General features: G+C 60.7%; 25 protein-coding genes and 1 pseudogene. 10 read left to right on the forward strand and 16 right to left on the reverse strand.

The genetic code is table 11. The features are described from left to right. The coding region (locus JNL55_RS07215; protein WP_293851341.1) for a DUF1203 domain-containing protein at positions 1 to 247 on the forward strand (247 nt) is incomplete at its 5' end. Positions 248 to 278: 31 nt separating this feature from the next. Here the strand turns inward: JNL55_RS07215 and JNL55_RS07220 are convergent. The 9 genes and pseudogenes from JNL55_RS07220 to JNL55_RS07255 all read right to left on the reverse strand — a co-directional run bounded on the left by JNL55_RS07220 (position 279) and on the right by JNL55_RS07255 (position 10,101). Then, on the reverse strand, positions 279 to 1,133 hold the full coding sequence (locus JNL55_RS07220; RefSeq protein WP_293851344.1) for a nucleotidyl transferase AbiEii/AbiGii toxin family protein: 855 nt from the start codon (positions 1,131 to 1,133) through the stop codon (positions 279 to 281). 34 nt (positions 1,134 to 1,167) lie between these two features. After that, positions 1,168 to 1,584, reverse strand: a complete 417-nt coding sequence (locus tag JNL55_RS07225; protein ID WP_293851347.1) for a type IV toxin-antitoxin system AbiEi family antitoxin domain-containing protein — start codon at positions 1,582 to 1,584, stop codon at positions 1,168 to 1,170. A gap of 137 nt (positions 1,585 to 1,721) precedes the next feature. Beyond that, positions 1,722 to 3,527 (reverse strand): ABC transporter ATP-binding protein, encoded by a 1,806-nt coding sequence (locus JNL55_RS07230; RefSeq protein ID WP_293851350.1) that lies wholly within the window; start codon positions 3,525 to 3,527, stop codon positions 1,722 to 1,724. Between the two features lie 221 nt (positions 3,528 to 3,748). Next, the gene (locus JNL55_RS07235) at positions 3,749 to 4,516 is read right to left on the reverse strand and encodes an alpha/beta hydrolase (protein ID WP_293851352.1); all 768 of its coding nucleotides are present in this window, start codon (positions 4,514 to 4,516) and stop codon (positions 3,749 to 3,751) included. 3 nt (positions 4,517 to 4,519) lie between these two features. Continuing rightward, positions 4,520 to 6,214 carry a thiamine pyrophosphate-binding protein gene (locus JNL55_RS07240; protein ID WP_293851354.1) on the reverse strand — a complete coding sequence of 565 codons (1,695 nt, stop codon included), beginning with the start codon at positions 6,212 to 6,214 and terminating at the stop codon, positions 4,520 to 4,522. Between the two features lie 88 nt (positions 6,215 to 6,302). Further along, positions 6,303 to 7,103 carry a Cof-type HAD-IIB family hydrolase gene (locus tag JNL55_RS07245; protein WP_293851355.1) on the reverse strand — a complete coding sequence of 267 codons (801 nt, stop codon included), beginning with the start codon at positions 7,101 to 7,103 and terminating at the stop codon, positions 6,303 to 6,305. Positions 7,104 to 7,168: 65 nt separating this feature from the next. Beyond that, positions 7,169 to 7,873 (reverse strand): methyl-accepting chemotaxis protein, encoded by a 705-nt coding sequence (locus tag JNL55_RS37390; protein ID WP_415923027.1) that lies wholly within the window; start codon positions 7,871 to 7,873, stop codon positions 7,169 to 7,171. 69 nt (positions 7,874 to 7,942) lie between these two features. Beyond that, positions 7,943 to 8,695: pseudogene (locus tag JNL55_RS37395) on the reverse strand (MCP four helix bundle domain-containing protein); the annotation flags it as partial. A gap of 131 nt (positions 8,696 to 8,826) precedes the next feature. After that, entirely contained in the window at positions 8,827 to 10,101 is a 1,275-nt protein-coding gene (locus tag JNL55_RS07255) for an Hsp70 family protein (RefSeq protein ID WP_293851360.1), read from the reverse strand. Between the two features lie 76 nt (positions 10,102 to 10,177). On the opposite strand from JNL55_RS07255, the gene JNL55_RS07260 reads away from it, so the two are divergent. From JNL55_RS07260 to JNL55_RS07275, 4 genes are all read left to right on the forward strand, one after another. Beyond that, positions 10,178 to 10,783, forward strand: coding sequence for a DUF2946 family protein (locus tag JNL55_RS07260; protein ID WP_293851362.1), 606 nt, complete (start codon positions 10,178 to 10,180; stop codon positions 10,781 to 10,783). Positions 10,784 to 10,883: 100 nt separating this feature from the next. Further along, positions 10,884 to 12,572 (forward strand): tetratricopeptide repeat protein, encoded by a 1,689-nt coding sequence (locus JNL55_RS07265; RefSeq protein ID WP_293851364.1) that lies wholly within the window; start codon positions 10,884 to 10,886, stop codon positions 12,570 to 12,572. Next, positions 12,572 to 13,225, forward strand: a complete 654-nt coding sequence (locus JNL55_RS07270) for a tetratricopeptide repeat protein (protein WP_293851367.1) — start codon at positions 12,572 to 12,574, stop codon at positions 13,223 to 13,225. The genes JNL55_RS07265 and JNL55_RS07270 overlap by 1 nt, the downstream gene beginning before the upstream one ends. A gap of 53 nt (positions 13,226 to 13,278) precedes the next feature. After that, complete coding sequence (locus JNL55_RS07275) at positions 13,279 to 13,707, forward strand: organic hydroperoxide resistance protein (RefSeq protein ID WP_293851368.1); 429 nt, start codon at positions 13,279 to 13,281, stop codon at positions 13,705 to 13,707. Here JNL55_RS07275 and JNL55_RS07280 read toward each other — a convergent pair. Further along, entirely contained in the window at positions 13,704 to 14,165 is a 462-nt protein-coding gene (locus JNL55_RS07280) for a VOC family protein (protein WP_293851369.1), read from the reverse strand. The two genes, JNL55_RS07275 and JNL55_RS07280, sit on opposite strands and share 4 nt — an antisense overlap. Positions 14,166 to 14,201: 36 nt before the next feature. Next, positions 14,202 to 15,050 (reverse strand): helix-turn-helix transcriptional regulator, encoded by an 849-nt coding sequence (locus JNL55_RS07285; RefSeq protein WP_293851371.1) that lies wholly within the window; start codon positions 15,048 to 15,050, stop codon positions 14,202 to 14,204. A 106-nt stretch (positions 15,051 to 15,156) separates the two neighbouring features. Here JNL55_RS07285 and JNL55_RS07290 point away from each other — a divergent pair, with 106 nt between their 5' ends. Next, on the forward strand, positions 15,157 to 15,588 hold the full coding sequence (locus JNL55_RS07290) for a DUF1801 domain-containing protein (RefSeq protein WP_293851373.1): 432 nt from the start codon (positions 15,157 to 15,159) through the stop codon (positions 15,586 to 15,588). Further along, positions 15,585 to 16,061: a putative toxin-antitoxin system toxin component, PIN family gene (locus JNL55_RS07295; RefSeq protein ID WP_293851375.1), complete on the forward strand. Its 477-nt coding sequence runs from the start codon at positions 15,585 to 15,587 to the stop codon at positions 16,059 to 16,061. Before JNL55_RS07290 ends, JNL55_RS07295 begins: the two co-directional genes overlap by 4 nt. On the opposite strand, the gene JNL55_RS07300 is transcribed toward JNL55_RS07295, so the two are convergent. Genes JNL55_RS07300 through JNL55_RS07320 form a run of 5 tightly spaced genes read right to left on the reverse strand, consistent with a single transcriptional unit; the run spans position 16,033 to position 22,009 of the window. Continuing rightward, positions 16,033 to 18,747, reverse strand: coding sequence for an ATP-binding protein (locus tag JNL55_RS07300; RefSeq protein ID WP_293851377.1), 2,715 nt, complete (start codon positions 18,745 to 18,747; stop codon positions 16,033 to 16,035). The two genes, JNL55_RS07295 and JNL55_RS07300, sit on opposite strands and share 29 nt — an antisense overlap. Positions 18,748 to 18,761: 14 nt before the next feature. Next, entirely contained in the window at positions 18,762 to 19,943 is a 1,182-nt protein-coding gene (locus JNL55_RS07305; protein WP_293851379.1) for a hypothetical protein, read from the reverse strand. Further along, positions 19,936 to 20,421, reverse strand: a complete 486-nt coding sequence (locus JNL55_RS07310) for a hypothetical protein (protein WP_415923028.1) — start codon at positions 20,419 to 20,421, stop codon at positions 19,936 to 19,938. The genes JNL55_RS07305 and JNL55_RS07310 overlap by 8 nt, the downstream gene beginning before the upstream one ends. A gap of 14 nt (positions 20,422 to 20,435) precedes the next feature. Then, a complete protein-coding gene (locus tag JNL55_RS07315) occupies positions 20,436 to 20,828 on the reverse strand; it encodes a response regulator (RefSeq protein WP_293851383.1) in 393 nt (130 codons plus the stop codon). Then, a complete protein-coding gene (locus JNL55_RS07320) occupies positions 20,825 to 22,009 on the reverse strand; it encodes a sensor histidine kinase (protein WP_293851385.1) in 1,185 nt (394 codons plus the stop codon). The genes JNL55_RS07315 and JNL55_RS07320 overlap by 4 nt, the downstream gene beginning before the upstream one ends. A gap of 280 nt (positions 22,010 to 22,289) precedes the next feature. Here JNL55_RS07320 and JNL55_RS07325 point away from each other — a divergent pair, with 280 nt between their 5' ends. The 3 genes from JNL55_RS07325 to JNL55_RS07335 form a co-directional block, all read left to right on the forward strand. Then, the gene (locus JNL55_RS07325) at positions 22,290 to 24,947 is read left to right on the forward strand and encodes an MHYT domain-containing protein (protein WP_293851387.1); all 2,658 of its coding nucleotides are present in this window, start codon (positions 22,290 to 22,292) and stop codon (positions 24,945 to 24,947) included. Next, on the forward strand, positions 24,944 to 25,390 hold the full coding sequence (locus tag JNL55_RS07330; RefSeq protein ID WP_293851389.1) for a response regulator: 447 nt from the start codon (positions 24,944 to 24,946) through the stop codon (positions 25,388 to 25,390). The genes JNL55_RS07325 and JNL55_RS07330 overlap by 4 nt, the downstream gene beginning before the upstream one ends. Continuing rightward, positions 25,383 to 25,607: response regulator (locus JNL55_RS07335; protein WP_415923026.1), on the forward strand; the 225-nt coding region annotated here is incomplete at its 3' end. The genes JNL55_RS07330 and JNL55_RS07335, both read left to right, overlap by 8 nt.

The raw sequence follows: 25,607 nt of genomic DNA on the forward strand, positions 1-25,607 counted from the left end.
CATCTACGTTCGCGAGTCAGCCACTGAAGCTCACCTGGCCGTCGATGCAGTGCCTGAACAACTACGAGCACGGCTGCTGTCGGTTCGTGCCTATGACCAGGCCGGCATGATGAAAGCCGCCGACGTCGTCCCCGGCACGGCTGTGGAGCAACTCATCGCACAGCTGTTCGATAACGCCGCGGTAGCGTTTCTTCACATTCACAACGCCAAACCCGGCTGCTACTCCGCTCGCGTCGACCGCGCGTAGCCATGTGGCATTGCCCGCCTGCTTGCGGATGTTAGTTCATGACTTTATCTATCAACCGCCGCACTGCTCGTAGCGCATCGACGAATGGAATCACCTCATCGGCGGCGGCAAAGGATACGTTCTGTACGAACTCGTCATACTCCTGTGCCCACAGCTCATCACTTGCGAGCGCATCACTCATCTTCGCAAAGCGCTCGGCCGGGTCTTTTGGAGCATTTTCTCCACCCCGACCCGAATCGTTTAGAACCGCTCTATGAACGAGATCATGGAAAGACGGGGCAGCCATCACAAGCTGCTCGAGCGCAGCAAGGTCGTGAAGGTGCCGGATGATGGTCGGCTCATCGTGGTCACCTCCGCGTTCACGAACGCAGACCCGCCACGCGAGCGCACTGAGTTTGTCAGCCGCGGTCTCGACCGGATCGACGCAAAAGAATTCTGCGACTTCAGGATCCTGTTTCTGTGTCCGCGAAATCAGGGAACGTATCGATCGCGCGACCGGCTCTAGCGCCGGTGTTTGAAAGGACATTTCAAGGCGCAAGTGCGGGCGCAACCCTTGACCGGCGCTGAATTGGCTCGGGTAGTTGAAATCTGCGCTGAAGAAGGCGCTCGAGTCGCGCACTTTCGCATCACCGATGATCTGGAAGTCATGCGCTGCCATTGCGGAGAGCACCGCTTCACGATATGCCCGCCTTTGCGCGCGCGCGGCGGCATTCGTGCTCACCGCAGGTACTATGATCTTGAAATCGATGTCTTCTGAAAACCGCTTGATCAGTCCCCATCCCAGGGACAGAGAAGTACCGCCGCAAAAGACCGGCCGGATCTCGTCGTACCTGAGTTCGAACAGCACACGAAGTGCGCGAACGACATACCAATCTTTCTCAACCATCTCTGGCCGAGTACCAAGCGCGCTTGCAATCTGCTCAACCAGAACTCGGTCTAGCACGCTCAAAGCTCAAAGAGATGCCGCTGTATCCAATTTTACGACGAACACGTTTGTTGACGGCTACGCGACGCCCTGCCGGGACTTGGGTTGTTCTGCCGGCGTTATAGTCTTGTTCGAGTCGCGTCAGCGAGGTTTCGATACCTAGACGAGCCAGCGCTTCTTTGAGAGTGTCGATGCCTTTGGGAGGGATGAGCCGGTCGCCGAACGGCGATTGCACGACCCGGGTGTAAACGCCTTGGCTGACTTTCAGCAGCTTGCCTTCATCAACAAACCGTCGAAGAGCTCGGCCAATTTGGTCGTAGCCCGCCAGATCGTCGAAATCCGAACGCAGAAAAACATCGCTACGCTTGCGGGCAATGCGCTGCTGCAATCGGTTTTCCAGCGTCTGCCTCATGCTGTCAATATACGACATTTTTTCACGATTTTCAATGCAAAATCAATGACCTAGGTTGATTTCACTATTACCCTATCTCGTTGAAAGCACAGCCATTTACCCCCCTCTCCCACAAGGAGAGGGGCTGAGGGACTGCTTTAGCCCGCTTCACGAGCAACCTGAGGAGCATCGACAATTCCACCGGACTGCCGCTCGAACAACCGCCGATAGTGACCATGAGAACGCCGCAACAGCGCCTCGTGGTCGCCCTCCTCGACAACTCGCCCATGCTCGAACACCAAAATCCGATCCATCGCCCGCACCGTCGACAGGCGGTGCGCAATCACGATGGACGTGCGTCCTGACATCAACCGATCCATGGCCTGCTGAATCAGCGCCTCCGACTCCGAATCCAAACTGGACGTCGCTTCGTCCAGAATCAAAATCGGCGCATTCGCCAAAAACGCCCGAGCCAGCGCCACACGTTGCCGCTCGCCGCCGGACAACTTCACGCCCCGTTCGCCGACCAAGGTCTGATAACCCCGAGGCAGGCGCACGATGAAATCGTGAGCGTTCGCCAACCGTGCCGCCCGCTCGATCTCCTCCATGCTCGCCTCCGGCCGCGCATAGGAAATATTTTCGGCGAGGCTGCGATGAAACAGGATGGGCTCCTGTTGCACGATGGCGATCTGCGAACGCAACGACTCTTGCGTGGCATGCGACACATCCTGCCCATCGATGAGCACCTGACCCTCGGTCACGTCGTAGAGCCGCTGAATCAGCTTCACGAACGTGGTCTTGCCCGAGCCGGAATGCCCCACCAAGCCGATGCGCTCGCCCGGCGCGATGCGCACGTGCAAGTCGCGATACAGCGGCGTGTGCTGACCGGCGTAGCAAAACGTCACATGATCGAAGCGCACTTCACCCGCATCGATGCGCAACGGCCGCGCGCCGGCCGAGTCGGCCACACCCAACGGCTCGGCATGCAGCTGAACCATTTCTTCCATTTCGTTCACGGCCCGCTGCAAGTGATGCACGTGCTGACCGATGTCGCGCAAATAGCCATGCACGACGAAATAAGTCGTCAACACATAGGTGATCTCACCCGGCGTGGCGCGGCCCTGCCACCACAGCCACAAAGCGGTCGCGGTCACAGCAGAGCGCACGAACCACAGCAACGTCAGCTGACCCGTACCGCTCCAGGTATGGCGCATCCAGGTGCGCTGAGTTCGACGCGACCACTTATCGACGACTCGACCAAGCCGCGCATCTTCACGAGCCTCAGCGCCGAACGATTTCACAACAGCATTACCGCTGAGCGCGTCGGCGAGCACGCCGCCCATGCGTGTGTCCTGAGCGTTAGAGAGTCGCGAAGCCGGCGCGATCAAGCGTGTCGCCAACGTCACCGTCATGACGACATAGGCGATGGCACCGACCGCCATCACCAAACCCATGATCGGCCAACGCTGCCCGAGCAATAGCACCGTGCCGACCAACACTACCAACGACGGCAACAGCGCCAGCAGCAACACGTCGTTGATCATGTCGAGCGCCCACATACCGCGCGTAATTTTCCGCACGATGGAGCCGGCAAAACTATTGTTGTGCCAATCGGTAGAGAACCGTTGCACGCGATGAAACGCACCCTGCGCCACCTTCCGCATGATGCTCAAGGTGAGCGGCACGATGCCCCACCAGGCCAGATGCCGAAGCAGCACCATCGTCAGGCCGAGCAACATCATGATCAGGAAGGAATGAAACGCGACGTCGGCCGCGCCCCGCCCTTCGGCCAGCGCGTCGACCAGACGACCGGCGTAGACCGGGACGATCACTTCGGTGAGCGTCGCCAACACCATCGCCGCGGCCACACCGAAAGCCAGCCCTTTGTGAGCAGCCCAGTGGCGGAGCGTAAAAAACAGCACATTACGCAGGGCCTGCGAGCCCTCGACGCGAGATTTGACCATGATGAGCTAGCGCGTAACCGCGCTGTCCTTGCGAAACAATCGACCTGAGGATGCGGCGCGCTTTTTCAAGCGCCGCGGGCAGCGACCGGAGGTCCGGATCTACCGGGTGCGCACCGGCGGGAGGTGCATGCTGGATGGGTTCATCGGTGCCCTCCTGTGTTTCGCAAGCAATGACGGGACGTGAATTGAATCATTGTTGGCTGCTATGAGCAAGCCCACCGTCACTTGTTGAGCGCTGTTTGCAAGGCTTGCAGATAACTCGGGCTGTCCGAAAGCGTGTTGTGCCTGGCGCCGGCGATGACATGTAACGTCGCCATGCCCTGCCGGAAGCGAGTATACAAATCCTCACTGCTGGCTCGCGGGATGATCTCGTCGCGCTCAGCCACCACGAATGTCGTGGGGACCGAGATCTCCGGCGCGTAACGCCAGGATTCATATTTATCCTGCAGCAACCATTTCACAGGAAACATTGGAAACTGACGCGCCCCCAGCTCGGCGATGCTCGAGTACGGAGTGATCAGCACCAAGCCCGTTGCCGGCCGTTCGCTGGCCAGCCGAATGGCGACGCCCGAGCCCAGGCTGCGCCCCATGAGCAGGACGTTGGAATGCTTGGCGTGCACCAGATCGAACAAAGCCAGCGCATCCCGATGAATGGCGGCCTCGCTCGGGCTACCGGAACTACCGCCGTAGCCACGATAGTTCATCAGGTACAGGGCATGATCCGGGAAGCCGCTGGAAAACGACGGCAGGTTGTAAGCGACGTTCTCGCCGTTGCCACCGAAGTACACGATGGCGTTCGGCCCATCGTGCGGGCGGACGCTGATGACCAACTCAGCATCGTCCGCCGACAACGGCAACGTCGCCGACAGCTCACCCTGAGGGCGCGGCTGCGGGTAATACAGCAACGAGCGCTGGAAAAAGAACAAGACGGCGCACAGGCCGATGTACACCACCGCGACGAACAGCGAGAAGTTGAGCAACGTTCTCACAGCTCACATAGGCGGCTTGGCTTGAGCGGCGGAACGAATGGCTTGCAGAGTGGCGTTCGGCGTGATGGCTTCCGGGTCGATGCGGATTTCGATCAACGCCGGTTTGCCGGCAGCCAGCGCACGCTCCAACGCCGGAGCGAACTGTTCGGTGGTCTCGACGACCTCACCATGCGCACCGAACGCCTTGGCGTACGCTGCGAAATCCGGATTGACCAACGACGTGCCGTGCACACGTGCGGGAAACTCCCGCTCCTGATGCATACGAATCGTGCCGTACATGTTGTTGTTCACGACCACGATCGCCAGGTTGAGCTGATACTGAACCGCAGTGGCCAGCTCCTGGCCGGTCATCAGAAAACAACCGTCGCCGGCGAACGAAATCACCGTCCGCTGTGGATACAACGCCTTCGCCGCGACACCAGCCGGCACCCCGTAACCCATCGCGCCCGACGTCGGCGCGAGCTGAGTGCGAAAGCCGCGATAGCGATGGAAACGATGTACCCACGTGGTGTAGTTGCCCGCGCCGTTGGTAATGATGGCGTCGGCCGGCAGCGTACGCTCCAGATGTTGAATCACTTCCCACATCTGCACCGTGCCAGGAATCTCTTTGCGCGTCTGCCAGGATTGATAATCGGCATTGGCGCCAACTGCGTACGACTTGGCGGCGTCGCTCGTCACCTTGGGGAGCGCAGCCAACGCAGTCATCATCGCGGGCATGGTGGCATTGATCATCAGATCGGCGTGATAGAAACGCCCCAGCTCTTCCGCCTCGGGATAGATGTGCACCAGCCGCTGCGTGGGCACTGGGCCGGCGATCAAGCCGTAGCCGCTGGTCGTGATCTCGCCGAGCCGTGCTCCGAGCACGATCAGCAGATCCGACGCTTTGACCCGCTCGGCCAGTTTGGGATTGATGCCGATACCCACGTCGCCCGCATAGTTGGGATGCGCGTTGTCGAACAAGTCCTGCGAGCGGAACTCACAGCCGACGGCAATCTGCTGAACCTCGGCGAAGCGTCGCACCTGATCGCACGCCGCCGGGTTCCAGCCGCTGCCGCCGACCAACAAGAACGGACGCTGCGCCTCGCCCAGCAATTGCGAAAGCTTTTGCAGCGACTCCGGCGCCGGCGCCGACTCGATTCGCTGCCACGGCCGTGCATCGGGCACAGCAGCGGTGCCCGACAACACGTCTTCGGGAAGTGCCAGCACCACCGGCCCCATGCGACCGCTGGTGGCGACTTGATAAGCGCGCGCGATGAACTCGGGAATACGATCGGTGCGATCGATCTGCGCCACCCACTTGGACATGGGGCCGAACATGCGCCGATAGTCGATTTCCTGGAAGGCCTCGCGCTCCATGAAATCCGTGCCCACCTGACCGATGAGCAGAATCATGGGCGTGGAATCCTGGAAAGCGGTGTGCACGCCGATGGAAGCGTTGGTCGCGCCCGGGCCGCGCGTCACCAGGCAAATGCCCGGCTTGCCGGTCATCTTGCCGTACGCCTCAGCCATGTTGGCCGCGCCGTTTTCGTGGCGGCAGGTAATCAGGCGGATCCGATCGCGGACGGTATACAGCGCATCCAGCACCGGCAGATAACTCTCACCCGGGACGCAAAAAGCCAGCTCAGCTCCGTGCGTCAGCAGCTGGTCGACGATGAGTTGTCCACCGGTACGGGGTGCGGAAGTCGAGCTTGCAGTCATGGCGCCTACCTTGAGCCCGCCGCGTACTCAGCGTTGAGCACCGGCAGACCATCGTTGGGGGTGCCATCTTAGCGCGTGGCTTGGCTTTTCACCTGCTCTCGATGGCGAGCCGCAACGCCTCCACCACACCGACATCGTCGACGTGGCCGACCGTGCGAGCGGCGGTGGCAATCACTTTAGGATCGGCGTTGCCCATGGCGATTGGATGACCGACGACGCGTAGCGCCGAGAGGTCGTTGCCCGAGTCGCCGATGTACATCACGTCACGCATGTCGACGCGATACGCAGCGGCAATCTCGCGCATCGCGGTTCCCTTGCTGACGCCTTTGCGAGTCAGGCCGACGAAACTCACATTGGGCATGAGCGGCGAGGTGGATTCGGCCATTTCGAGATCAGCGGGTGCGACCATATTGCGCGCATCTTCCGGCTTCAGCAGCCACTGCCCTCGCACTAAAGGTGGCGACAATGCTTCGAACGGCTGCGGCTTGAATGGCAAGCCGAGCAGCTCGGCGTGTTGTCGAGCCCAGGGTGCTTCGCTCTCGACGACGTAGTCATCGTCGCCATACAACTCCAACACGTGACCGGTTTCGCGAGCTTGAGTGATCAAGCCTCGGACGCAACCTTCGGGCAACGGAGTGGAACGCGACTGGTGAGTCGCCAGATTGATGATGCTCGCGCCGTTCTGGAAAATGTGCCAGCCGTCGTCATCCAACCGACGCGCGTACTCGGCAGCGAGACCGAATGCCGGCCGGCCAGAACACAGCGCGAGATGAATACCTGCTGCCCGTGCCTGCGCCGCTGTTTGCCACACGATATCCGGCACTTCGCCGGAGCGACCTACCAGAGTTCCATCGACATCGATTCCGATCAGCGCGATCAACGATCTCATCCCAGGCGCAAATTCAGGTCGCGCCATACTAGCGCGGCCGGCGCGCCACTTGGGACAAACCTCGGTTAGAGCTTGAAACGACCTACCAGCTCGCCCATCACCCGCACTTGCACGGCGGTCTGTTGAGACGCGCCAGCCAGGGTTTCAGCATTGGCGGCCGCTTGGCGGCTGACCTTTTCCAGTGCACCGATGCCGCCACGAATGTCGGCGACGCCTTGCGCCTGGCTGTTGGCAGCCGTCGCGATCTCACGCAGCATGTCATTCAATTGAGTAGTCACGACTGCGATGTTGCCGAGCGCATCGCCGACGCTGCTGGCGATCTGCACGCCGCGTTCGGCGCGAGTCATTGCCGAATCGATCAGTGCCGACGTTTCTTTCGCTGCCTTCGCCGAACGTTGCGCGAGGCTGCGCACTTCTTCAGCGACGACGGCGAAACCCCGGCCCGCTTCGCCCGCACGCGCCGCTTCGACGGCTGCGTTCAACGCGAGCAGATTGATCTGGAACGCGATCTCATCGACCGCCCGGTTCACTTTGCCGACTTCGGCAGACGCGGTGCGAATCTCGTCCATGGCCGTAGACATGGCCTTCAACTCTTCGCCGACGCGATCCGCCGCACGTTGCGAATCGACCGACAAGTGATTCGCGCGACCCGTGATCTGTGCCGTCTGATCGGTGAGACCGGACAGCGTAGTGAGCGAACGCGTGATACGACCCAAGCTTTCCGCCTGCTCAGCCGCACCACTCGCCATCACCCGACTGGAAGAACTCATCTGCGCAGCGCCACCGTCGATATCGGTAGTACCGCGATTGACTTCCGAGATGATGCCTTGGAGTTCGAGGACCAACGCGTTGAAACATTGCGCCAGCCGACCCAGTTCGTCCTGCGAGGTCACAGCGACCCGCTTGCTCAGATCGCGCGTTTGTTGAATCTCAGTGATGGTGCCCACCAGCCGGTTGATCCCGCCGCTGATGCTCCGAACGATCCAGGTCGCCACCGAGACAGTGATAATCAGCATCAGCACCAGAATGCCGACTTCTCGCCAACGAGCCGCTGCCGTCGCCGACTGCGCATTCTCTTCGGCCGCCGAAGCACTGGCCTGGATACGATCGCTGATGCCCGCCAGCTGGCCTTCGAGTTCTTCGAAGGTCACGATGAATGCCGGCAACATGGCTCGCGCCTTGGCCACATCGGTGTGGGCGGTGGCAATGACCGACTCCGCACTACTGATATAACTTTCCAGCACCGGCCCGACTTCATGCAGCGCCTTGCGCAATTCGGGATCGGTGACGGTCTTGTCGTTTTCCGCAATCATTTCTCGGAAATGATCGGCGTGTTCGCGCAGGCTGGTGTTCACCGCCTGCCATTCGTCCGGGGATTGAGCGAGCAACGACGACAGCACGTCGGCGCGCAGGGCGTCGTGCATCATGTCGCCTTCGAGATGATTGCGTAGTGCTCGGCTGGTCGCGAACACGCTGGTCAGACCATCGACGGCCTCGGTCATGCCGCGATAACTACTCAGCCCCAAAGCGAGCATGGAAGCTACCGTCAGGGCGGCCAAGGAAAACAAACGGGCTTTAATAGTAAGTTGCATGACGGCTCGACCAGTGTCCGTGCCACTGGTATCGGCCCGTTCAGCGACAACCAAAATCCTGGCAACCCGATTCAGGGTTGGTCTGATGGCGCGTCAGACTCGATCTAAGCCTGGATGAGCCAAGTCCCTAGTTAGCGCGGTGCGCCCATCAGCGCCAGGCCCTGGGCCACCGAGGAAAACTCATCGCCGCCCACCAGCTTGTCCGCCCCGTACTTCTTGGCGAACAGCTCGCGCACCGCCGGCACCAGCGCCGTGCCGCCCGTCATGAATACGCGGGTGAGCTTGGCCGGATTGACGCCGGCAATCTTGACCGCCTCGTCCGCCATCGCCTCGATTCGCGACAAGTCATCCGCAATCCAGTGCTCGAACTCGGCACGAGCCACGGTGCGATCGATCTCGATGGGGCCCGCTTTGAAAGTGAGCTTGGCCGTGTCCTGCGCCGTCAATGTCTGTTTCACGCGCGACACGGCTTGAAACAAGGTGAAGCCTTCTTCGTTGCGAATCACATGCACCAGGCCTTCGAACGCTTCCTGATCCACAGTGGTGCGCAGGATGTCGGTGATGTGCCGGAGCGTCTGCCGGTTGTTCATCATGGACAACTGATGCCAGCTGGCAAAGTTGGCATAGATCCACAACGGAATCGGCAGCTTCTTGGTTTCAGGTTGAAACAGCGAGCCCATGCCGAGCGCCGGACACACGGCGTTGTAGACGATTTGATAATCGAATCGGTCACCCGCGATGCCGATACCGGTCTGGGCCAGCGGCGACAGCTTGGGCTGTGCGCCATCGGCATCGACTTCGACAATCGAGAAGTCACTGGTACCGCCGCCCAAGTCCGCAACCAAGACCAGGTGTTTGCCACTCGCTCTGCTGGCGAATGCGTAGGCTGCAGCTTCCGGCTCCAAACCGATGCGATCGGCCTCGTGACCAGCACTCGCGAACGCCGCCTTCAGCCGTGTCTGCGCGAGCTCGTCGTCGGGCGAGGCCCCGGCAAACTCGATGGGCCTGCCGATGACCAGCGGCGCATCCTTCAATAGCTCACGCGCACCGGTGGCGTCATACAGATGCTGGAGCAACGTGCCGATCAACGTCTCCAGCGTGTAGGTGTGGTTGAAGACCTTGGTATCGATGAAAGCGCGGCTCCCCAGAAATGACTTCATCGACTGCACCAGCCGCGCCGGTCCAGTGCGTGAAATGTAATCAGCGATGGCGTCGACGCCCGCGCTGCTCATGGGGCGCTCTCGGGGATTCGGCTCGGCCGGCCGGAAGCACAGGATGGACGGCAACGCGCTGCCCTCGCCTTGACGCGATGTGACTTTCAGTACCGAGGAGCCGCCGTTCGCCCCCACCAGCGCAATGACGGTATTGCTGGTGCCGAAATCGACACCAATGGAAATGGGCTGCATCAGGGTTGCCGGAAAAAACGGCCGGCCATTGTAGCAGCTCGCCGGCCCGACGCCGACCCATGGCAAACTGCCCGCCATGGACGACTGGGTACTGAACGCTCTGAAGCGCTGGCCGAATGTGCCGGCATTGTTCGGCTGGCTCAGCCTGGACCGGCGCGGCCGCTGGCTAGTGCAAGGCGAGGCCATCTCGCACCCTCGCATCATCGACGTCATCAACCGTAACTACGCCGCTGACGAACACGGTCGCTGGTATTTCCAGAACGGCCCACAACGCGGCTACATGCAACTGGCAGCGACGCCGTTGATTCTTTTCATCGCCGAGGACGGCGAGCGCTTGGTGACTCACACCGGACTCAACGTCGAACAAGTTCGTGCCGCCTACTTAGATGAAGAAGGCGCGCTGGTGCTCGCGACAGAACACGGCCCCGCCGAAATGCGCGGCACAGAATTGCAATGGGCACTGGACCGCTTGTCGAAAGCCGGCCAGCCCATCGACGACGACGCACTCGCCGCCGCGCTCCAACTGGCCTCGCAATCCGACACAGGCATCGTTCTGTCTGTCGGATCGTCGCGCGTCCCGTTGCTTCGTTTGGACTTCACAGCCGCGCCAGCAGTGCTAGGCTTCGAGCGCAACCCAACACCGCGCGCAGGAGAAAAGATCGCGACTCGAGTCATGGACTAGGCGGTTTTCACGGTTTTTTCACGCCGCGCATCACCGGACACTCACGTCACGAAGGCACTGTCGCAGATCATCGGCAACAACCTGTGGGGAGACTCGAGCTATGCGCATTCATGAATGCATCGCCGTCGCCATTGCGCTGTGGCTGGCAAGCGCAGCTGCACAAGGCCAAGCCCCGGTTCATAAACATTATCAGGATCACGAAGCCTTCGACTCGCGCTCACCGTCCGGCGCCATTGCGCCGCGATTGCAAAACGTAGGGAAACATACCTTCCCGGTAACGACCCAGTCCGAGCAAGCGCAACGCTTCATCAATCAAGGGTTGAATCTGACTTACGGCTTCAACCACGCCGAAGCCGGCCGCGCCTTCGCTGAGGCTGCGCGACTGGATCCGAACGCAGCCATGGCTTACTGGGGCCAAGCGCTGGTACTAGGTCCAAACATCAACGCCGCGATGGCGCCCGAAGAAGAGCCCAAGGCGCTGGCTCATATTCGCAAGGCGCAATCGCTGAAAGGTAAAGTATCGCAGCGTGAACGCGACTACATCGACGCACTCGCCTTGCGCTTCACCGGCAAGCCCGAAGATCGAGCCGCCGCCGACCAAGCCTATGCCGGCGCAATGCGCATCCTGCAGGAAACCTATCCTGACGACCTCGATGCCGCGACCTTGTACGCCGAGTCAGTGATGGATTTGCGCCCCTGGAACTACTGGACGCGCGACGGTCGTCCGTATGATCAAACGCACGACATCATCACCGCGCTGGATCGCGTGATCGCCAAGAATCCGGAGCATCCGGGCGCCCTGCACTACTACATTCATTTGTGGGAGGCGAGTAACACGCCGGAGAAAGCCGAGGCCGCCGCCGATCGTTTGTTGCCGCTGGCCCCTGCCGCCGGCCATCTGGTGCATATGCCCGGTCATATCTATCAGCGAGTGGGTCGCTACACCGATGCGATGAAGGCCAATCAAATGGCCATTCTCGCCGACGAGGATTACATCACCCAGTGTCGTGCGCAGGGCCTGTATCCGCTCGGCTACTACCCTCACAACGTGCACTTCCTGTGGTTCGCGGCCAGCATGGCAGGTCAGAGCAAGATCGCCATCGACGCTGCCAACAAGACTGCGCAAGCGATTCCGCCTGCGGCACTCAAAGAACTGCCGATCCTGCAAAGCTTCGTACTAGTGCCCGATTACGCGTTGGTGCGCTTCGGCAAGTGGGATGAAATCCTGGCAGCACCGGCACCGCGTGCCGATACGCTCTTCACTCGCGGCGTGCGCCACTACGCTCGCGGCATGGCGTTCATGCGCAAGAAGGATTTCGCCTCGGCCACCAAAGAAATCGACGCCGTGCGCCAGATCGCGAAGGATCCGAAGTTGATCGAGACGCCGTCGTCCATGTCGCTGAATCTGGCGGACTCGGTGTTGCGCGTGGCTGTCGAAGTGCTCGACGGCGAGTTCGCAGCCGCACAGGGCAACTACGACAAGGCGATTGCACATCTGGATCGCGCCGTGCGTTATCACGACAACTTGGTCTACACCGAGCCCGATGACTGGCATGCGCCGGTTCGTCATGCGCTCGGCGCCGTGTTGCTCGATGCCGGCCGGCCCGCCGAAGCAGAAGCGGTTTACTGGGAAGATCTGCGTCGCAATCCCAAGAACGGCTGGGCCCTGTTCGGCCTGGCCAAAGCGCTGCAAGCCCAGAACAAAACCGACCAGGCGAAGGTCGCCGAAGCTGACTTCAAAAAGGCTTGGGCGGATTCCGACGTCACGCTGACAGCATCGCGCTTCTGATGATACGAACTGGTAAATGGCTCGCGGCGCTGCTGTGGCTCGTTGCCGCTGCAGCGCCGGTTTACGCCGACGGACCCGGTGCTCATCGCCCGCCGGCGAGGCCGGGCATAGCGCCGACGATCTCGGAAGAACAAGCCATCGATGCTTACAACATCGGTTACGCCGCGATTCAGCGCGCCGACCATTCGCAAGCGCTCGCGGCAGCTTCGTCGAATGCCATCGAGAAGGCCGAGGCTGAGCGCGCTGCACGTGGCTTTTATAAGGAGTCGTTGAGTCATTTCGAGACAGCCACTCAGCTCGACCCCTCGATGCACGAGGCGTACACCTATCTAGGCTATGCCAATCGTAAACTGGGCAATCACACCAAGGCACTGGCTGCCTATCAGCAAGCGCTGCGCATCTTTCCTGATTATCCGCACGCCATCGAATATCAAGGCCAGGCGTTGCTTGGTTTGAATCGACTCGATGAGGCGCGCTTCAACTATCTGCGCTTATACGCGCTCAACAAAGGTCAAGCCGCCAAGCTGCTGCAAGCCATGCGCGAGTGGGTTGCGGCCAATCCAAACCCGACCGCGGAACAACGTGGTTTTGTCGACTGGATTGCGCGTCGATCGGAAGTCACGCGTGAGGATATTCCTTCGTCGAGTTGGTGACGCGCGTGGCCGGCACGCGTACAGTCTGGCCGACATTGCAAAGGAGCCTCCCCATGTCGATTGAAAAAGTTCTCTACACCGCTGAGGCCACTGCTAACGGCGGCCGCGATGGCCGTGCCGCGTCGTCGGATGGCGTACTGAATGTCCAGCTTTCCACGCCGCGCGAGCTCGGTGGTGCGGGCGGCCCGGGCACCAATCCGGAACAGCTGTTCGCGGCCGGTTACTCGGCCTGCTTCTTGGGCGCGCTGAAATTCGTGGCGGGTAAAGAGAAGGTCGCTCTGCCGGCCGAAACCAGCATCACTGGCCGCATCGGCATCGGCGCCATCCCGACCGGCTTTGGCATCGAAGCCGAGCTACGCATCAAGGTCCCTGGCGTGCCCCGAGACAAGGTGCAGGCGCTGGTGGACAAAGCTCACATCGTCTGCCCGTACTCGAATGCCACTCGCGGCAACATCGATGTGAAGCTGGTGGTCGTCGACTAAGACCCGCTGAACAACGCGGTGTAACGACGCTGCATTTCCTCTGGAGTCACGTCTTCGATGTGGCCGCCCAGTAACCATTCGTGACCGAACGGATCGCGAACCGTGGCTGAGCGCTCGCCGTAGAACTGATCTTGCAGAGGCCGAACGACGGTCGCGCCCGCCGCGACCGCCTGTTCGAACAAACGATCCACGTCGCTCACATGAATATGGATGGACACGGTCGTCGAGCCCAACGAGCGGGGGCCGCGAATGCCGAGCTCCGGATACTCATCGGATAACATGATGGTCGCCGGTCCGATTTTGACTTCGGCATGACCGACACGACCGCTCGGCTCGACCAGTCGGAACAATTCTTTCGCGCCGAAAGCGCGCTGGTAGAAATCGATGGCCGCCGCCGTGTCATGCAGCCGCAGATAGGTGTACACCTCGTGCACCGTCAGCTCTTTCTGCTCGCTCATCTTCCACTCTCCTGACTTTCGCGCCGGGGCATAGTTTCACGCCGGACGACGCGACAGTCTTGAAGTTTTTTTACCCAGGCCCACCACGTGATGATGCTCACTATCGGCAGCACGCGGCCGATAGATGGACGGCGATACTCCGGCCAGGTCGCGAAACTCCCGGGAGAAGTGCGCCTGATCCGCGTAGCCGGCAGCGAACGCCACGTCCGCCAGCTTGGCATCGCCCCGAGCCAGCCTAGCCAGCGCATCTGAAAACCGCCGCACGCGATAGTAGTGCTTGGGCGTCAAGCCCACGGCCGAATGAAACAGCTCGATGAAGTGGCGCGGGCTGTAGCCACTGTGGCGTTGAACGTCGGCAACTCTGGGCGACAGATTCGAACCGCTCGCCAACAAGGCCTGCGCCACTGCCGGATGTATCAGCAACGGCCGCCGAATTCTGGCGATCAGTTCGGCCTCCAGTGCTCGGCAAACCGCTTGCGGATCGTGGATCGACGCCAGTCGATCGTGCAGCTCGAGTCCGCGATAGCCCCACAACTCCTCGATGGAAACGTGACGATCGCGTAGCTCATACAACGGCACGCCGAGCACTGCTGCCGCCATTCCCGGCCGGAACGAAGCGCCGAGCACTACGCCCGGTGGCTTTGGCCCCGCCAGGTAATAACGCGATTGCGGCCCGTGGATGACCCCACCGGTCCAGGCATGCCATTCGACTTTGGCACCACCAGCAGCCCATTGAATCGGCGAGTCATGGAGTGTGACAACCAACTGCGCCTTGCCCGAGGGCAACATGTGCTCGCACTCGGGCGCATGCTCGACACGACGACTCAGCCAGATGCAATCGATGGCTGCATTCAAAGGCGGCGCGGGGCAGTATCGAATCAGCACTGCTCGCCCTCCTTCCACAACTGACTGACCAGTGTGACTGCCACTCTACTCTAAAACCGCGACTCGTTGGTCTTGCGACGAACGTGGCATCATCGGGTTTATGGCCATGAAAAAATCTGTGCCCGCTGCCAATCCCGATGCATATGTCGCTGCATTGACCGGCTGGCAACGGGCAATCGTTGAGGGTCTCCGAGAGGCTGTGCGCCGGGCGGCAAAGCTCGAGGAAGTAGTGAAGTGGGGACATCTTGTTTATTTCTCGAACGGGCCGGCTTTGTTGATTCGGGCTGAGGAGAGTCGAGTGCTGTTTGGCTTCTGGCGAGGGCAGCGCCTACGAGACATCTCGCCAGCCCTGAAGGCCGGCGGCAAATATGAGATGGCTAAGATTGAGCTTCGCGAGGGCATGAGCGTTCCCGCCGCAACGGTGCGGAAACTCGTTCGCCAGGCGGTTACTTTGAACGAAGAGCTAGGGAACCCGACGGATGCCGTCAAGCCGGCGCGGAAATCTGCCCGCTCCGGCAAGGCTCGTGCGCACAAATGAAGCTGGTGCTCGACACCAATGTCGTGCTCGATTGGCTGGTGTTTCGCGACCCTGCGGTTGCTTCACTGGAATCAGCATTGACTACGAGCCGCGTGGAAATCCTCACTCACGCAGCCGCGCTCGATGAGTTGCGTCGTGTGCTCGCGTATGAGCAGTTCAAACTTCCGTTAAACGACCAGCAACAGGCGTTCGATCGTTACAGCTCGCAGGCGCGAATCATCAACTTGCCAGCAGAGCACCTCGACCATTCAGCGTTGCCACCGAGCTTCCCGCGCTGCCGGGACCGAGACGATGAACACTTTCTGGCCCTCGCCTATCACACCCGCGCCGATGCGTTGGTCAGCAAAGACAATCATCTGCTGGAACTGACCAAGCGGGTACGAAAGTTCGGCGTGACCATTCTGACGCCGGCACAACTGGCAGCCAGCCTCGCCAGTGCTACGGCTAGCCGAAACGCTTCCGAAGCTCGGTGAGAGCAGCGACCAGGTCGCTATAGGCCCGCTCCGCGGCGGCGGCCTTCTCGGGGGCAGAATCTAAATGGCCGGACGAACCGAGGTTCTCCAGCTCCTGGAACAACTGTGCCAAAGCGTCGGCGCCAACAGTGGCGGCATTGGCCTTGAGGCTGTGAGCGTTGCGACGAAATTCTTTGGCGTCTCGATCGGCGAGGCCCTTGCGTAACCCCTCGAGCTGCCGAGGCGCACTATCGATCATGGCGCCTAACACAATCGACGCCCCCACCGACCCGGCGGAGGAAACCAGTTGATCGATAGTCTCTTGGCGGAATAGAGCGGAGCTACCAGCAGCAACTGCAGAGGCCGCCGCCTCCACATGCACGTACTGCCGCTGTATCACTTTCGCCAGCTCATCGAGCAACACCGGCTTGCTGATGTAATCGTCCATGCCCGCGGCCAGACATTTTTCTCGATCGCCGGTCAATGCGTTGGCCGTCATCGCAACGATGCGAGGCTGACGTTCCTTGGGCAATCGAAAGCGAATCTGGCGCGTGGCATCCAACCCATCCATCTCCGGCATCAACACATCCATCAAGATCAGGTCATAAGGCAGCCGCGTCGCCGTCTCCACCGCTTCGATGCCGTTGGAAACAATGTCCGCCGTCTGCGAAAGACGCTCCAGCAGCAGCTGCGCCAGCCGCTGATTCACCACATTGTCTTCGGCCAGCAGAATTCGTAGCGGCGCTTGCGCCGGCGGACGGGTGTGCCGTGAATCGGCATACGGCCGCAACACCTTTTGATTGGTAGGCCGCGCCGAGTCCACGACAACCGAGCTGCAAGGCACCGACTCTGCGACGGCCGGCGCCAGCGGCAAGGTCACCGTGAAGGTCGAGCCATGCCCGACGGTGCTTTCCACTGCAATCGAACCGTTCATGGCCTCAGCCAGGCGTTTACAAATCGCCAGACCCAAGCCGGTGCCGCCATACACCCGAGTCGTGGAAACATCCACCTGACTGAACACTTCGAACAACCGATGGCGCCGTTCGATGGGAATGCCGATGCCAGTGTCGTGGATTGCCAGTTTGACGCTAAAGACATCGCCATTGCGCGAGCCGCCAATTTCAGCGACGACTTCGCCGCGCGCCGTAAACTTCACCGCGTTCGATAACAGATTCACCAGGATCTGCCGGATGCGCGCCGCGTCGCCGATGAAGTAGTCGGGCAACTCCGGCGCGTAGCTGTACGCCAATTCCAGCCCCTTCTCCTGAGCGCGACTGGCGACCAGATCCAACGATTCCTCCACACACACGCGCAGATCGAACGCCTGCCGTTCCAGATCCAGCCGCCCGGCTTCGATCTTGGAAAAATCCAAAATGTCATTGATCAAATCGAGCAACACGCCGCCGCTCAGACGCGCCATCTCGACGTACTCGCGCTGCCGCTCGTCGAGATGCGTGTCCTTGAGCAGACCCGTGGCGCCGATGATGGCGTTGAGCGGAGTACGAATCTCGTGGCTCATGGTCGCCAGAAAGCTCGACTTCGCGGCGCTCGCAGATTCTGCTTCATTGAGCCGCTGCAGCTTCACTGCCAGCAACGCAGCGGCCTCACGCAACACATCCACCTCGTCGGAGAACCGCGAGCCCAAACGGTCCTCGCCCAACAGGTTGCGCGCCTCTGCATACTTCTGTTCTGCCACCACCGGCAGTGCCCGAGTCACGCGGACCAGTCGCCGTAGCACTGGCCAAGCGAGCAACAACAACGCCAATGACGACAAAGTGAGGCCGCCGGCAATCGCCAGCGCCATTTGTTGCACGTCCGAACGAATCCGGCCTTGTGCCACCGTGTCATCGACGATGAACAATGCTTCGGGACCGTCGCCGGCGCCGACCACGCGCTCGGGAAGCGTATGGATCTGCAACAGATAAGTGCGCTCGCCGACGCTCTTGGTCACGAGCGTATTCGGCGCGGGCGGCGACGGCTCATCGTTCAGCACGCGGAGCATGGGCACGAGTCTGGGTGCATTGGTGAGCACGCGCAGATGCCTGCCCCAGAGCTTCGGCAAATCATCGTCGCCGTGCGGAGTATCGGCGCCCACCAAAGCGACATCCGCACCAGCCATCCGCTGAAATGCTTGCAGCTGATCCGCAGCCAGCTGACTCACGATCATCACGATCTCGCGACCGTCGCGATCGAACGCGGGCACGAAGGCATGCAGCACACACTCGCGTGCGCAATTGAGCTGAGTCATCGGCCGGTGATGCGCGTGCAAGTTCTGCAGCCGCTCTTCTATGTTCGGTGGCAACGCCGCTCGCGAGCCGCCACTCACCCACTGCGCGATGGGCTTGCCCTCGACGCTGTAGTACTCGATTCGAGTCAACGCGGACAACAACCCAGCGGCCGGCGAGGCTTCCAGATCGCTCGACCGTAGATCGCGAGTGCTGGTGACCGCCGCCATGTTGGTGGCCAGGCGCGTCAACTCGTCGCCGGCACGTTCCAGCAAGGCATCCAGCGACGTGCCGAAACGTTCCATCTGTTCCTGGCGATAACGCTCGTTCTGGCGCTGCAGATTGTTGTAGCCGAGATAGCCCAGATAGGGATAGGTCGTGCCGAGCAGAATGATCAGCAGCAGCAGCGCCTTCCAAATCAGACTCAGGCGCGGGCGAGCGCGGCTCGAGGGATCGCGAGGAGCATCCTTGGCAGCGGCCATTTCGTGCGAGCGGTTCAGAACTTGTAGCCGGCCATCAACATGAACATCGACCAACGCTGCTCGCGCACCGGGGGCGGATTCTCCAGAGGTTGCAGCGTGGCGGTGCCGTTGATCCAGTGATGCTCGGCCCACACGCCCCAGTGCAGATCGGGGCGCCAGTTGATGCCGACTGTGAAGTCGTGACTCACTTGAGTTCTACGATCCACGCCGGGATTGGCGGCGGCGAACTCGCGACCGCTACGGTCGTGGCGATTGCGATAAAAGCTATCCATGCGGGCCATGAGTGTCCAGGTAGGAGCAAAACGATACTCTGCTTGCAAATAACCGCTATCCGCGTTCGCACGAGTGTGTTGCAGCGGCAGACCCCCCAGCGTGAGTCGATTGTCATTACCGATGAGCATGTACTCGGCCGTGACCGAGACCCGCTCGGCGTTGAAGCGCGCCGAGAACACATCCAGGTCGACGTCGAACTTGCCGAGCAGATCCAGCCCGGCCAAGTCCTTCAGTCGAAACTCACCGGCGAAGCGGCTGTAGCTGAACTGCCAGCGACCGCCGTCGATGGAATCCATCAACTGCACATTCCAGGAATCGCCGATGCGCAAGTCGAACGGCACGCTCAAGGTGATCAGCAAACGTTCATCGCTGCGGCGGACGTTGCGCTCCGCGTTAACAGTTCCAGTGAACGACCATTCATGCCGGCCGGTCACCGTGCTCGCGTACACCTGCGCACCTGGTGCTGTGAAAATCAGACTGCGTTGATTCTGGTTATCGCTATAAACCGACGGCAGCAGGATGCTCGGCCGTGTGAACACCACATCGCGGGTCTCGTTATAGAAGCCCAGAGCATTCTTCACCTTGCCAGCGCGCACGCCGGCTTGAATGGTTGCTTCCGACAGCACTCGGTAATCGGCCACTGCGTAGTCGAGCCGCGCCGTGCCATCGTCACTGATGCCGGCATCGCGAACCGCCCCCTGTACCGCAAACGACAACTGCGGCATGACCCGGACCGCGGCGTTGATGCCCGCTTCGTAGTAGTCGAAGCTGCCGTCGGTGCTGTCGCCAAAGAAATCATTGTCTTCGCTCAGCACGAAGCCCTGCGCCGCGTAGCCATGCACTTGATATTCGACGCCATGGGCCGTGGCACTGACACCCAAAGCAGCAAGCACAGCCCACACCTGAGACAACCGGTCAGCCATGGGGGTCATCCAACAGCTGCACGATCGTCCAGCGCGACAACTCGCTTCGGAAGCCTGACGACTCGCGCTTGCGCACATAACCGATGGCGCCAGGTGTGGCTCGCACGCGTTCGATCATTTCCTGCTCGGAGCGCACCACGGTGGGCGCGAAGCCGGTGCCGGTGAACACCATGCGATCCCAGGCGCGGCGTAATACATAGGAATACATGCCGAGGCGCTCGCGATAAAACCGATCGCTGAGCGGATCGTCATCGGGCAATACGAACACGCGAATCGGCGAACCGTCCGGCCACTCGCGCACCCGCATCGTAAACACCGCCCGCAGCAAGCTGCGATCCAAGCGCATGCTCGCCAAGGCCGGACTGACGATTACATCGACGGCAGGGGCACTGTCCTCAGCACGCGAGGCAGCCGTTACCAATAACAGCAGCGCCGCCAGCAAGTGGCGCAGCCGTCGCGGCAACCCGGTGACAAGCATGGAACTCACGATCACTACCTGTTGCAGGCCCGCAGTTCCGGCGCCAAATATTCGCCGACGGTAGCGGCGAACGACGCGGGATCGATGGGCTTGGCCACACAACCGTCGAAATCGGCCAGGGTGCGCCGCTGAATGTCGCTGGGCGAAGCGGCAGTGAACGCCAGGATGGGCACCTTCCGCCAGGCACGCTCCGCTCGTAACGCACTCACCAACTGCGGCCCGTCGAGCACCGGCAAATCCAGATCGCACAGAATCAGGTGCGCTGTGTTCTCCAACGCCAGGTGCACACCGGTGGCACCGTCGGCGGCGCTAGCGATGCTGTAACCGGATTGGCGGAGCAGATACTCCGCCAGGGCCAGACTCATTTCGTTGTCTTCGACGATCAGGATGTGCGCCGGCATGCTCATGCAGGGAGCGTGAAGCGAAACTCCGCTCCCCGCCCCTTCTCCGCTTCCACCCAAATGCTGCCGCCGTGCCGCTCGATGAGTCGCTTGGTCAGAGCCAGCCCCATGCCCAGTCCTTCGAACTCAGCTTCGGTGTGCATGCGTTGAAAAAATCCAAACAGCCGTCGCGCATATTGCGGATCGAAACCGACGCCATTGTCTTTGACCGAATAGACGACGTGGTGCCCCTGCTGCCGGCCGCTCACTTCGATGCGGGCATGCTCGGCGTTACGGGTGAACTTGAATGCGTTGGACAGCAAGTTGCTCAGCACCAGACGCAACAGCTCATAGTCCGCATTGGCCCGGGGTAAGTCCTCGACCACGACTTCGACCTGGCGCTCGGGCGCGGCACTTTGCACTTCGGCCATGACTTTGCGCACCATCGCACCGACATCGATGTCCTGCCGGTGCAGCGGATGATGACTGAGCACATCCACCCGTGCCAGCGTGTCCGCCCGCAATGCTAATTTCGCTGCACCATTGGCAACGTGATTCAACAACCCGAGCGCGCCGGCTGGTAACTGCGCCGCGTGTTCGTTCAATACGATTCTCGACATCTGTTCCAGCGTTCGTAGCGGCGCCCTGAAATCGTGCGAGATCACGTGACCGTGCTGCTCCAGATCCGCTTTGGTGCGTGCCAACTCTTCTCGCAGCTGGCTCGAGCTGGGCTCGAGCAACGTGACCAATAATCCGCCGACGCCGCCGGCTTCGTCATGAATGGGCGCGAACGAGAAGGTCACCACCGCAGCTTCAGTGGCACCGTCGCGCTCGAACGATACTTGCTGATCCTCCAAGCGTGTCGGCTCCCCGCGCAGCGCGCGTTCGAAGCAGGCTCGCAGACTCGGCCACGCTTGCGACCAACTGTGCGCGAAGTCTTCGCCGAGCGCGTCGGAATGACCCATGACCGACAGCTGTGCATACGCATCGTTATAAAGCTGCGCTCGCTGTTGACCCCAAACGATGCAAGCCGGAGCGGGAAATGCGAAACCGATGCCGAGCGCCGTTCGCAAGCTCGCCGGCCATTCATTTAATCCACCGAGATCGCTGCCAGCCCAGTCTTTGTTGCCAATCAACTCGCCCATGACACCGCCGCCCGCCCACCAATGGGTCGGGTCGACTAACGTGCGATCTTCCTGCCGCTTCATGCGTGAACCACAACTCTGTTTACACGCGCGTTGCAACAACGCGCGGGCGGGATCATCAGTGATCCACCGCAGAGTGTCTAGATGCTATCCACCGTTAGCGATGTGAGTTCAACAACGCGCCGTGGTTTCTACGTACGAGAATAAAACTGCGGCCACTACTTTTGCGTTCTGTAAAAGACACATACAGAATCGCAGCGGGACTAAAAGAGTTGCGGTGACGAGCAGGGGCTTGTGTCACCAAAGCATCGAACCGCAACGTCGCTACTGGCAAGGACCGAGCATGTCGTCATCAGCAACGGCACTGAGCGGCTCATACGATTATTTATTAGTCGCGCTCTCCATCATCATCGCGATTCTCGCTGCCTATGCGGCGCTGGATTTCGCGGGCCGAGTTACCGCTGCGAGAGGAGCGCAGCGGCTCATCCGCCTTACTGGCGGCGCCGTTCCCATGGGCGTGGGCATCTGGTCCATGCACTACATCGGCATGCTGGCATTCCGGCTGCCGATCCCGGTGCGTTACGACTGGCCAACCGTCTTGTGGTCGCTACTGGCCGCCATCCTCGCGTCGGTGGTTGCACTATTCGTGGTCAGCCGCAGGCGCATGGGCGTGGTACACGCGGTGCTCGGCAGTGTGGTCATGGGCAGCGGCATCGCCACCATGCACTACGTCGGCATGGAAGCCATGCGCATGGACGCCATGTGCCTCTACTCTCCTGCATTGGTGGCGCTGTCGGTGGTCCTGGCCATCGTCATCTCTTTCGTCGCGCTGTGGCTGACCTTTCATCTGCGCAGCGATGTCACTGCGTGGAGTAAAAAGAAACTGGCGAGTGCACTGGTGATGGGCGCGGCCATCCCAGTCATGCACTACACCGGCATGGCTGCCGTCACCTTCATCCCATCGATGTCTCATCATCACGATGTCGCCAATGCCGTCAGCGTCTCGGCGCTCGGCACGGTCGGCATCGTGCTGGTGACGCTGCTGGTACTGGGACTGGTGCCGCTGGCCAACCTCAAAATCGATACTCTGTCGCACACGCGGCAGCTGTCGGTGTGGCACTTTCTTTTTCTGGGCATCCTTGGCTTGCTGGCCGTGCTCGGCACACTGCTGGTGGATCAGGAAGGCCGGCATTTGCGCCAGAACGCGCGTCAGATCAGCGCTGCCGGACAACAGAGCCTGTTGAGCCAAGTATTGACGCGCGACGCGTTGTTACTCGCCGATACCCCGGACCCCGCCGAACAACAAAGAATTGCGGCCAGCATCGAAGAGACGACCACCCGCTGGCGGCGCCTGCATGAATCGTTGAAACACAACGATCCGGTGTTCGGCAACGCGAGCGCCAACAGTGCAGCTACGACACAAATGTTCGTGGCCGTGGAGGCGCCCTACCAGGCCCTGACCGAAGCCTTGCGACAGCTGACGACTCAGATCTCCGCGCCACCGCAGACCGATGTCACGCCGTTACTCAAGCAGATCCTGAGTCAAGAACAGTCTTACCTGCAGACCATGAACGACATCGCGCTCCAGTACGAACGCGAATCGTTGGATCGGCAAGAGGTCAGAGACAGTCTGTACGTCGGCCTGATCGCCTGCCTGCTCGGCGTGTTGTTGCTGCAAGGGTTCGTAGTATTGCGACCGGCACTGGCGCGCATCGAGCACACCATCGGTGAGTTGGAACGCACCACTCAAGCTTTACATCGACAAGTGTCGTTCAAAGAGTTGTTGCAATCGATTGCCGTCGCAGCCAACGAAGCCACGTCCATCGAAGCCGCGATGCAGTTCGCGTTGGATCGAGTGTGCGTGCACACCGGCTGGCCGGTCGGGCATGTTTATTTTCATGCGCCCGGTGCGATCACCGAGCTGGTGTCCAGCTCGCTGTGGCACATCGGGAACGACGAACGCTTCGCGGCTCTGTGTAACGCCACCCAGCGAACCCGGCTGTACAGCGGCATGGGACTACCGGGCCGAGTAGTCAAGAGCGGCAAGCCCGCCTGGATCCGCGACTTGCAAGACGACAACGATCCACCGAAGCGAGCCGTGGCCAGTGAACTCAATGTGCGTGGCGCTTTCGGCTTTCCAGTGCTGGTGCAAGGCGAGACGGTCGCAGTGCTGGAATTCTTTTCGCATCGGGTCGAAGAGCCCGACGAAGAACTGCTCGGCGTCATGGCGAATGTGGGCTCACAACTCGGTCAGGTCGTGGAACGCACGCGGGCTCAACAGGAGATTGCACGCAATGCTGAAGATCTAGCGCGCTCCAATGCCGAGTTGGAGCAGTTCGCCTATGTCGCCTCGCATGACCTGCAGGAGCCGCTGCGTATGGTCGCGAGCTTCACTCAGCTGCTCGCGCGTCGCTATCAAGGCAAGCTGGACACCGAAGCGGATGAGTACATCCACTTCGCCGTCGACGGCGCGCAGCGCATGCAGACGCTCATTCTGGATCTGCTGTCCTACGCGCGCCTGTCCACTAAAGGCCAATCGCCGCAACACATCGACACCGCCGAATTGTGCGAAACCGCCATCACTCAGTTGCGACAATCCATCCAGGACAAGAACGCCGTCGTTACCTTCGATCCTTTGCCGGTGGTGCTCGGCTACGGCACCCAGCTGACACAACTGTTCCAAAACCTGATCAGCAACGGCTTGAAGTATTGCAACAGCCAGCAGCCCGAGGTGCACGTGAGCGTGGCGCCCGATGGCGATCACTGGGTGTTCTCGGTGCGGGACAACGGCATCGGCATCGAGCCCCAATACTTCGATCGTATCTTTCAGATGTTCAAGCGGCTGCACACGCGCGAACAATATTCCGGCACCGGCATCGGACTGGCGCTGTGTAAAAAAATCGTGGCACGCCACCGGGGTCGCATCTGGGTGGAATCCCAACCCGGCACCGGATCCAAGTTTCTGTTCACCATTCCACGCGCCGAGGGTGCAGCGACATGATTACTAGAGCCGTAGAAATTCTCTTGGTGGAAGACAATCCAGGGGATGCGCGCCTGACTTTGGAAGCTTTCAAGGAAGGCAAAGTCATCAACAATGTCACGGTGGTCCGCGACGGCGTCGAAGCGCTGGCATATCTGCGCAAAGAAGGCCCTTACAGCAACGCCAAAGTGCCGGACATCATTCTGCTCGACCTCAATCTACCGAGGAAGGATGGCCGCGAAGTCCTGGCCGAGATCAAATCGGATCCGCATCTGATGCAAATCCCCGTGGTGGTGCTGACCACTTCGACGGCCGAGGAAGATATCGCACGCGCCTATAGCAACCATGCCAATTGCTACATCAGCAAACCGGTGGACCTGGAACAGTTTTTACGTGTCGCCAGTTCCATCGAAAGCTTCTGGTTGAACTTCGTGAAACTGCCGCACGGAGCAGGCAATGTTTGATAGGCCGATTCGCTTGTTGCTGGTGGAGGACAATCCCGGCGACGCGGTGCTGTTCAGAGAAACCATCAAAGAAGCGCGCGCCTTTCAGTTCGAGCTGGAGCATTGCAATTGTATCGATCAGGCGCTGGTGTTTCTGGCGCACGGCCGCCCGGACATGATCGTCCTCGACCTGGGCTTACCGGATGCCGGCGGCGTCGAGGCTGTACGCCAAGTGCAG

The organism is Steroidobacter sp. (genome assembly GCF_016790065.1).
In the GTDB taxonomy this organism is placed as follows: domain Bacteria; phylum Pseudomonadota; class Gammaproteobacteria; order Steroidobacterales; family Steroidobacteraceae; genus Steroidobacter.

Bases quoted from the DNA above. Each gene is read 5' to 3' on its own strand.
- JNL55_RS07220 (WP_293851344.1), bottom strand. From the start codon at position 1,133: ATGGTTGAGAAAGATTGGTATGTCGTTCGCGCACTTCGTGTGCTGTTC.
- JNL55_RS37390 (WP_415923027.1), bottom strand. From the start codon at position 7,873: ATGAGTTCTTCCAGTCGGGTGATGGCGAGTGGTGCGGCTGAGCAGGCG.
- JNL55_RS07270 (WP_293851367.1), top strand. From the start codon at position 12,572: ATGATACGAACTGGTAAATGGCTCGCGGCGCTGCTGTGGCTCGTTGCC.
- JNL55_RS07245 (WP_293851355.1), bottom strand. From the start codon at position 7,103: ATGAGATCGTTGATCGCGCTGATCGGAATCGATGTCGATGGAACTCTG.
- JNL55_RS07295 (WP_293851375.1), top strand. From the start codon at position 15,585: ATGAAGCTGGTGCTCGACACCAATGTCGTGCTCGATTGGCTGGTGTTT.
- JNL55_RS07315 (WP_293851383.1), bottom strand. From the start codon at position 20,828: ATGAGCATGCCGGCGCACATCCTGATCGTCGAAGACAACGAAATGAGT.
- JNL55_RS07320 (WP_293851385.1), bottom strand. From the start codon at position 22,009: ATGAAGCGGCAGGAAGATCGCACGTTAGTCGACCCGACCCATTGGTGG.
- JNL55_RS07260 (WP_293851362.1), top strand. From the start codon at position 10,178: ATGGACGACTGGGTACTGAACGCTCTGAAGCGCTGGCCGAATGTGCCG.
- JNL55_RS07265 (WP_293851364.1), top strand. From the start codon at position 10,884: ATGCGCATTCATGAATGCATCGCCGTCGCCATTGCGCTGTGGCTGGCA.
- JNL55_RS07325 (WP_293851387.1), top strand. From the start codon at position 22,290: ATGTCGTCATCAGCAACGGCACTGAGCGGCTCATACGATTATTTATTA.
- JNL55_RS07275 (WP_293851368.1), top strand. From the start codon at position 13,279: ATGTCGATTGAAAAAGTTCTCTACACCGCTGAGGCCACTGCTAACGGC.
- JNL55_RS07230 (WP_293851350.1), bottom strand. From the start codon at position 3,527: ATGGTCAAATCTCGCGTCGAGGGCTCGCAGGCCCTGCGTAATGTGCTG.
- JNL55_RS07290 (WP_293851373.1), top strand. From the start codon at position 15,157: ATGAAAAAATCTGTGCCCGCTGCCAATCCCGATGCATATGTCGCTGCA.
- JNL55_RS07240 (WP_293851354.1), bottom strand. From the start codon at position 6,214: ATGACTGCAAGCTCGACTTCCGCACCCCGTACCGGTGGACAACTCATC.
- JNL55_RS07225 (WP_293851347.1), bottom strand. From the start codon at position 1,584: ATGAGGCAGACGCTGGAAAACCGATTGCAGCAGCGCATTGCCCGCAAG.
- JNL55_RS07255 (WP_293851360.1), bottom strand. From the start codon at position 10,101: ATGCAGCCCATTTCCATTGGTGTCGATTTCGGCACCAGCAATACCGTC.
- JNL55_RS07300 (WP_293851377.1), bottom strand. From the start codon at position 18,747: ATGGCCGCTGCCAAGGATGCTCCTCGCGATCCCTCGAGCCGCGCTCGC.
- JNL55_RS07330 (WP_293851389.1), top strand. From the start codon at position 24,944: ATGATTACTAGAGCCGTAGAAATTCTCTTGGTGGAAGACAATCCAGGG.
- JNL55_RS07280 (WP_293851369.1), bottom strand. From the start codon at position 14,165: ATGAGCGAGCAGAAAGAGCTGACGGTGCACGAGGTGTACACCTATCTG.
- JNL55_RS07310 (WP_415923028.1), bottom strand. From the start codon at position 20,421: ATGCTTGTCACCGGGTTGCCGCGACGGCTGCGCCACTTGCTGGCGGCG.
- JNL55_RS07305 (WP_293851379.1), bottom strand. From the start codon at position 19,943: ATGGCTGACCGGTTGTCTCAGGTGTGGGCTGTGCTTGCTGCTTTGGGT.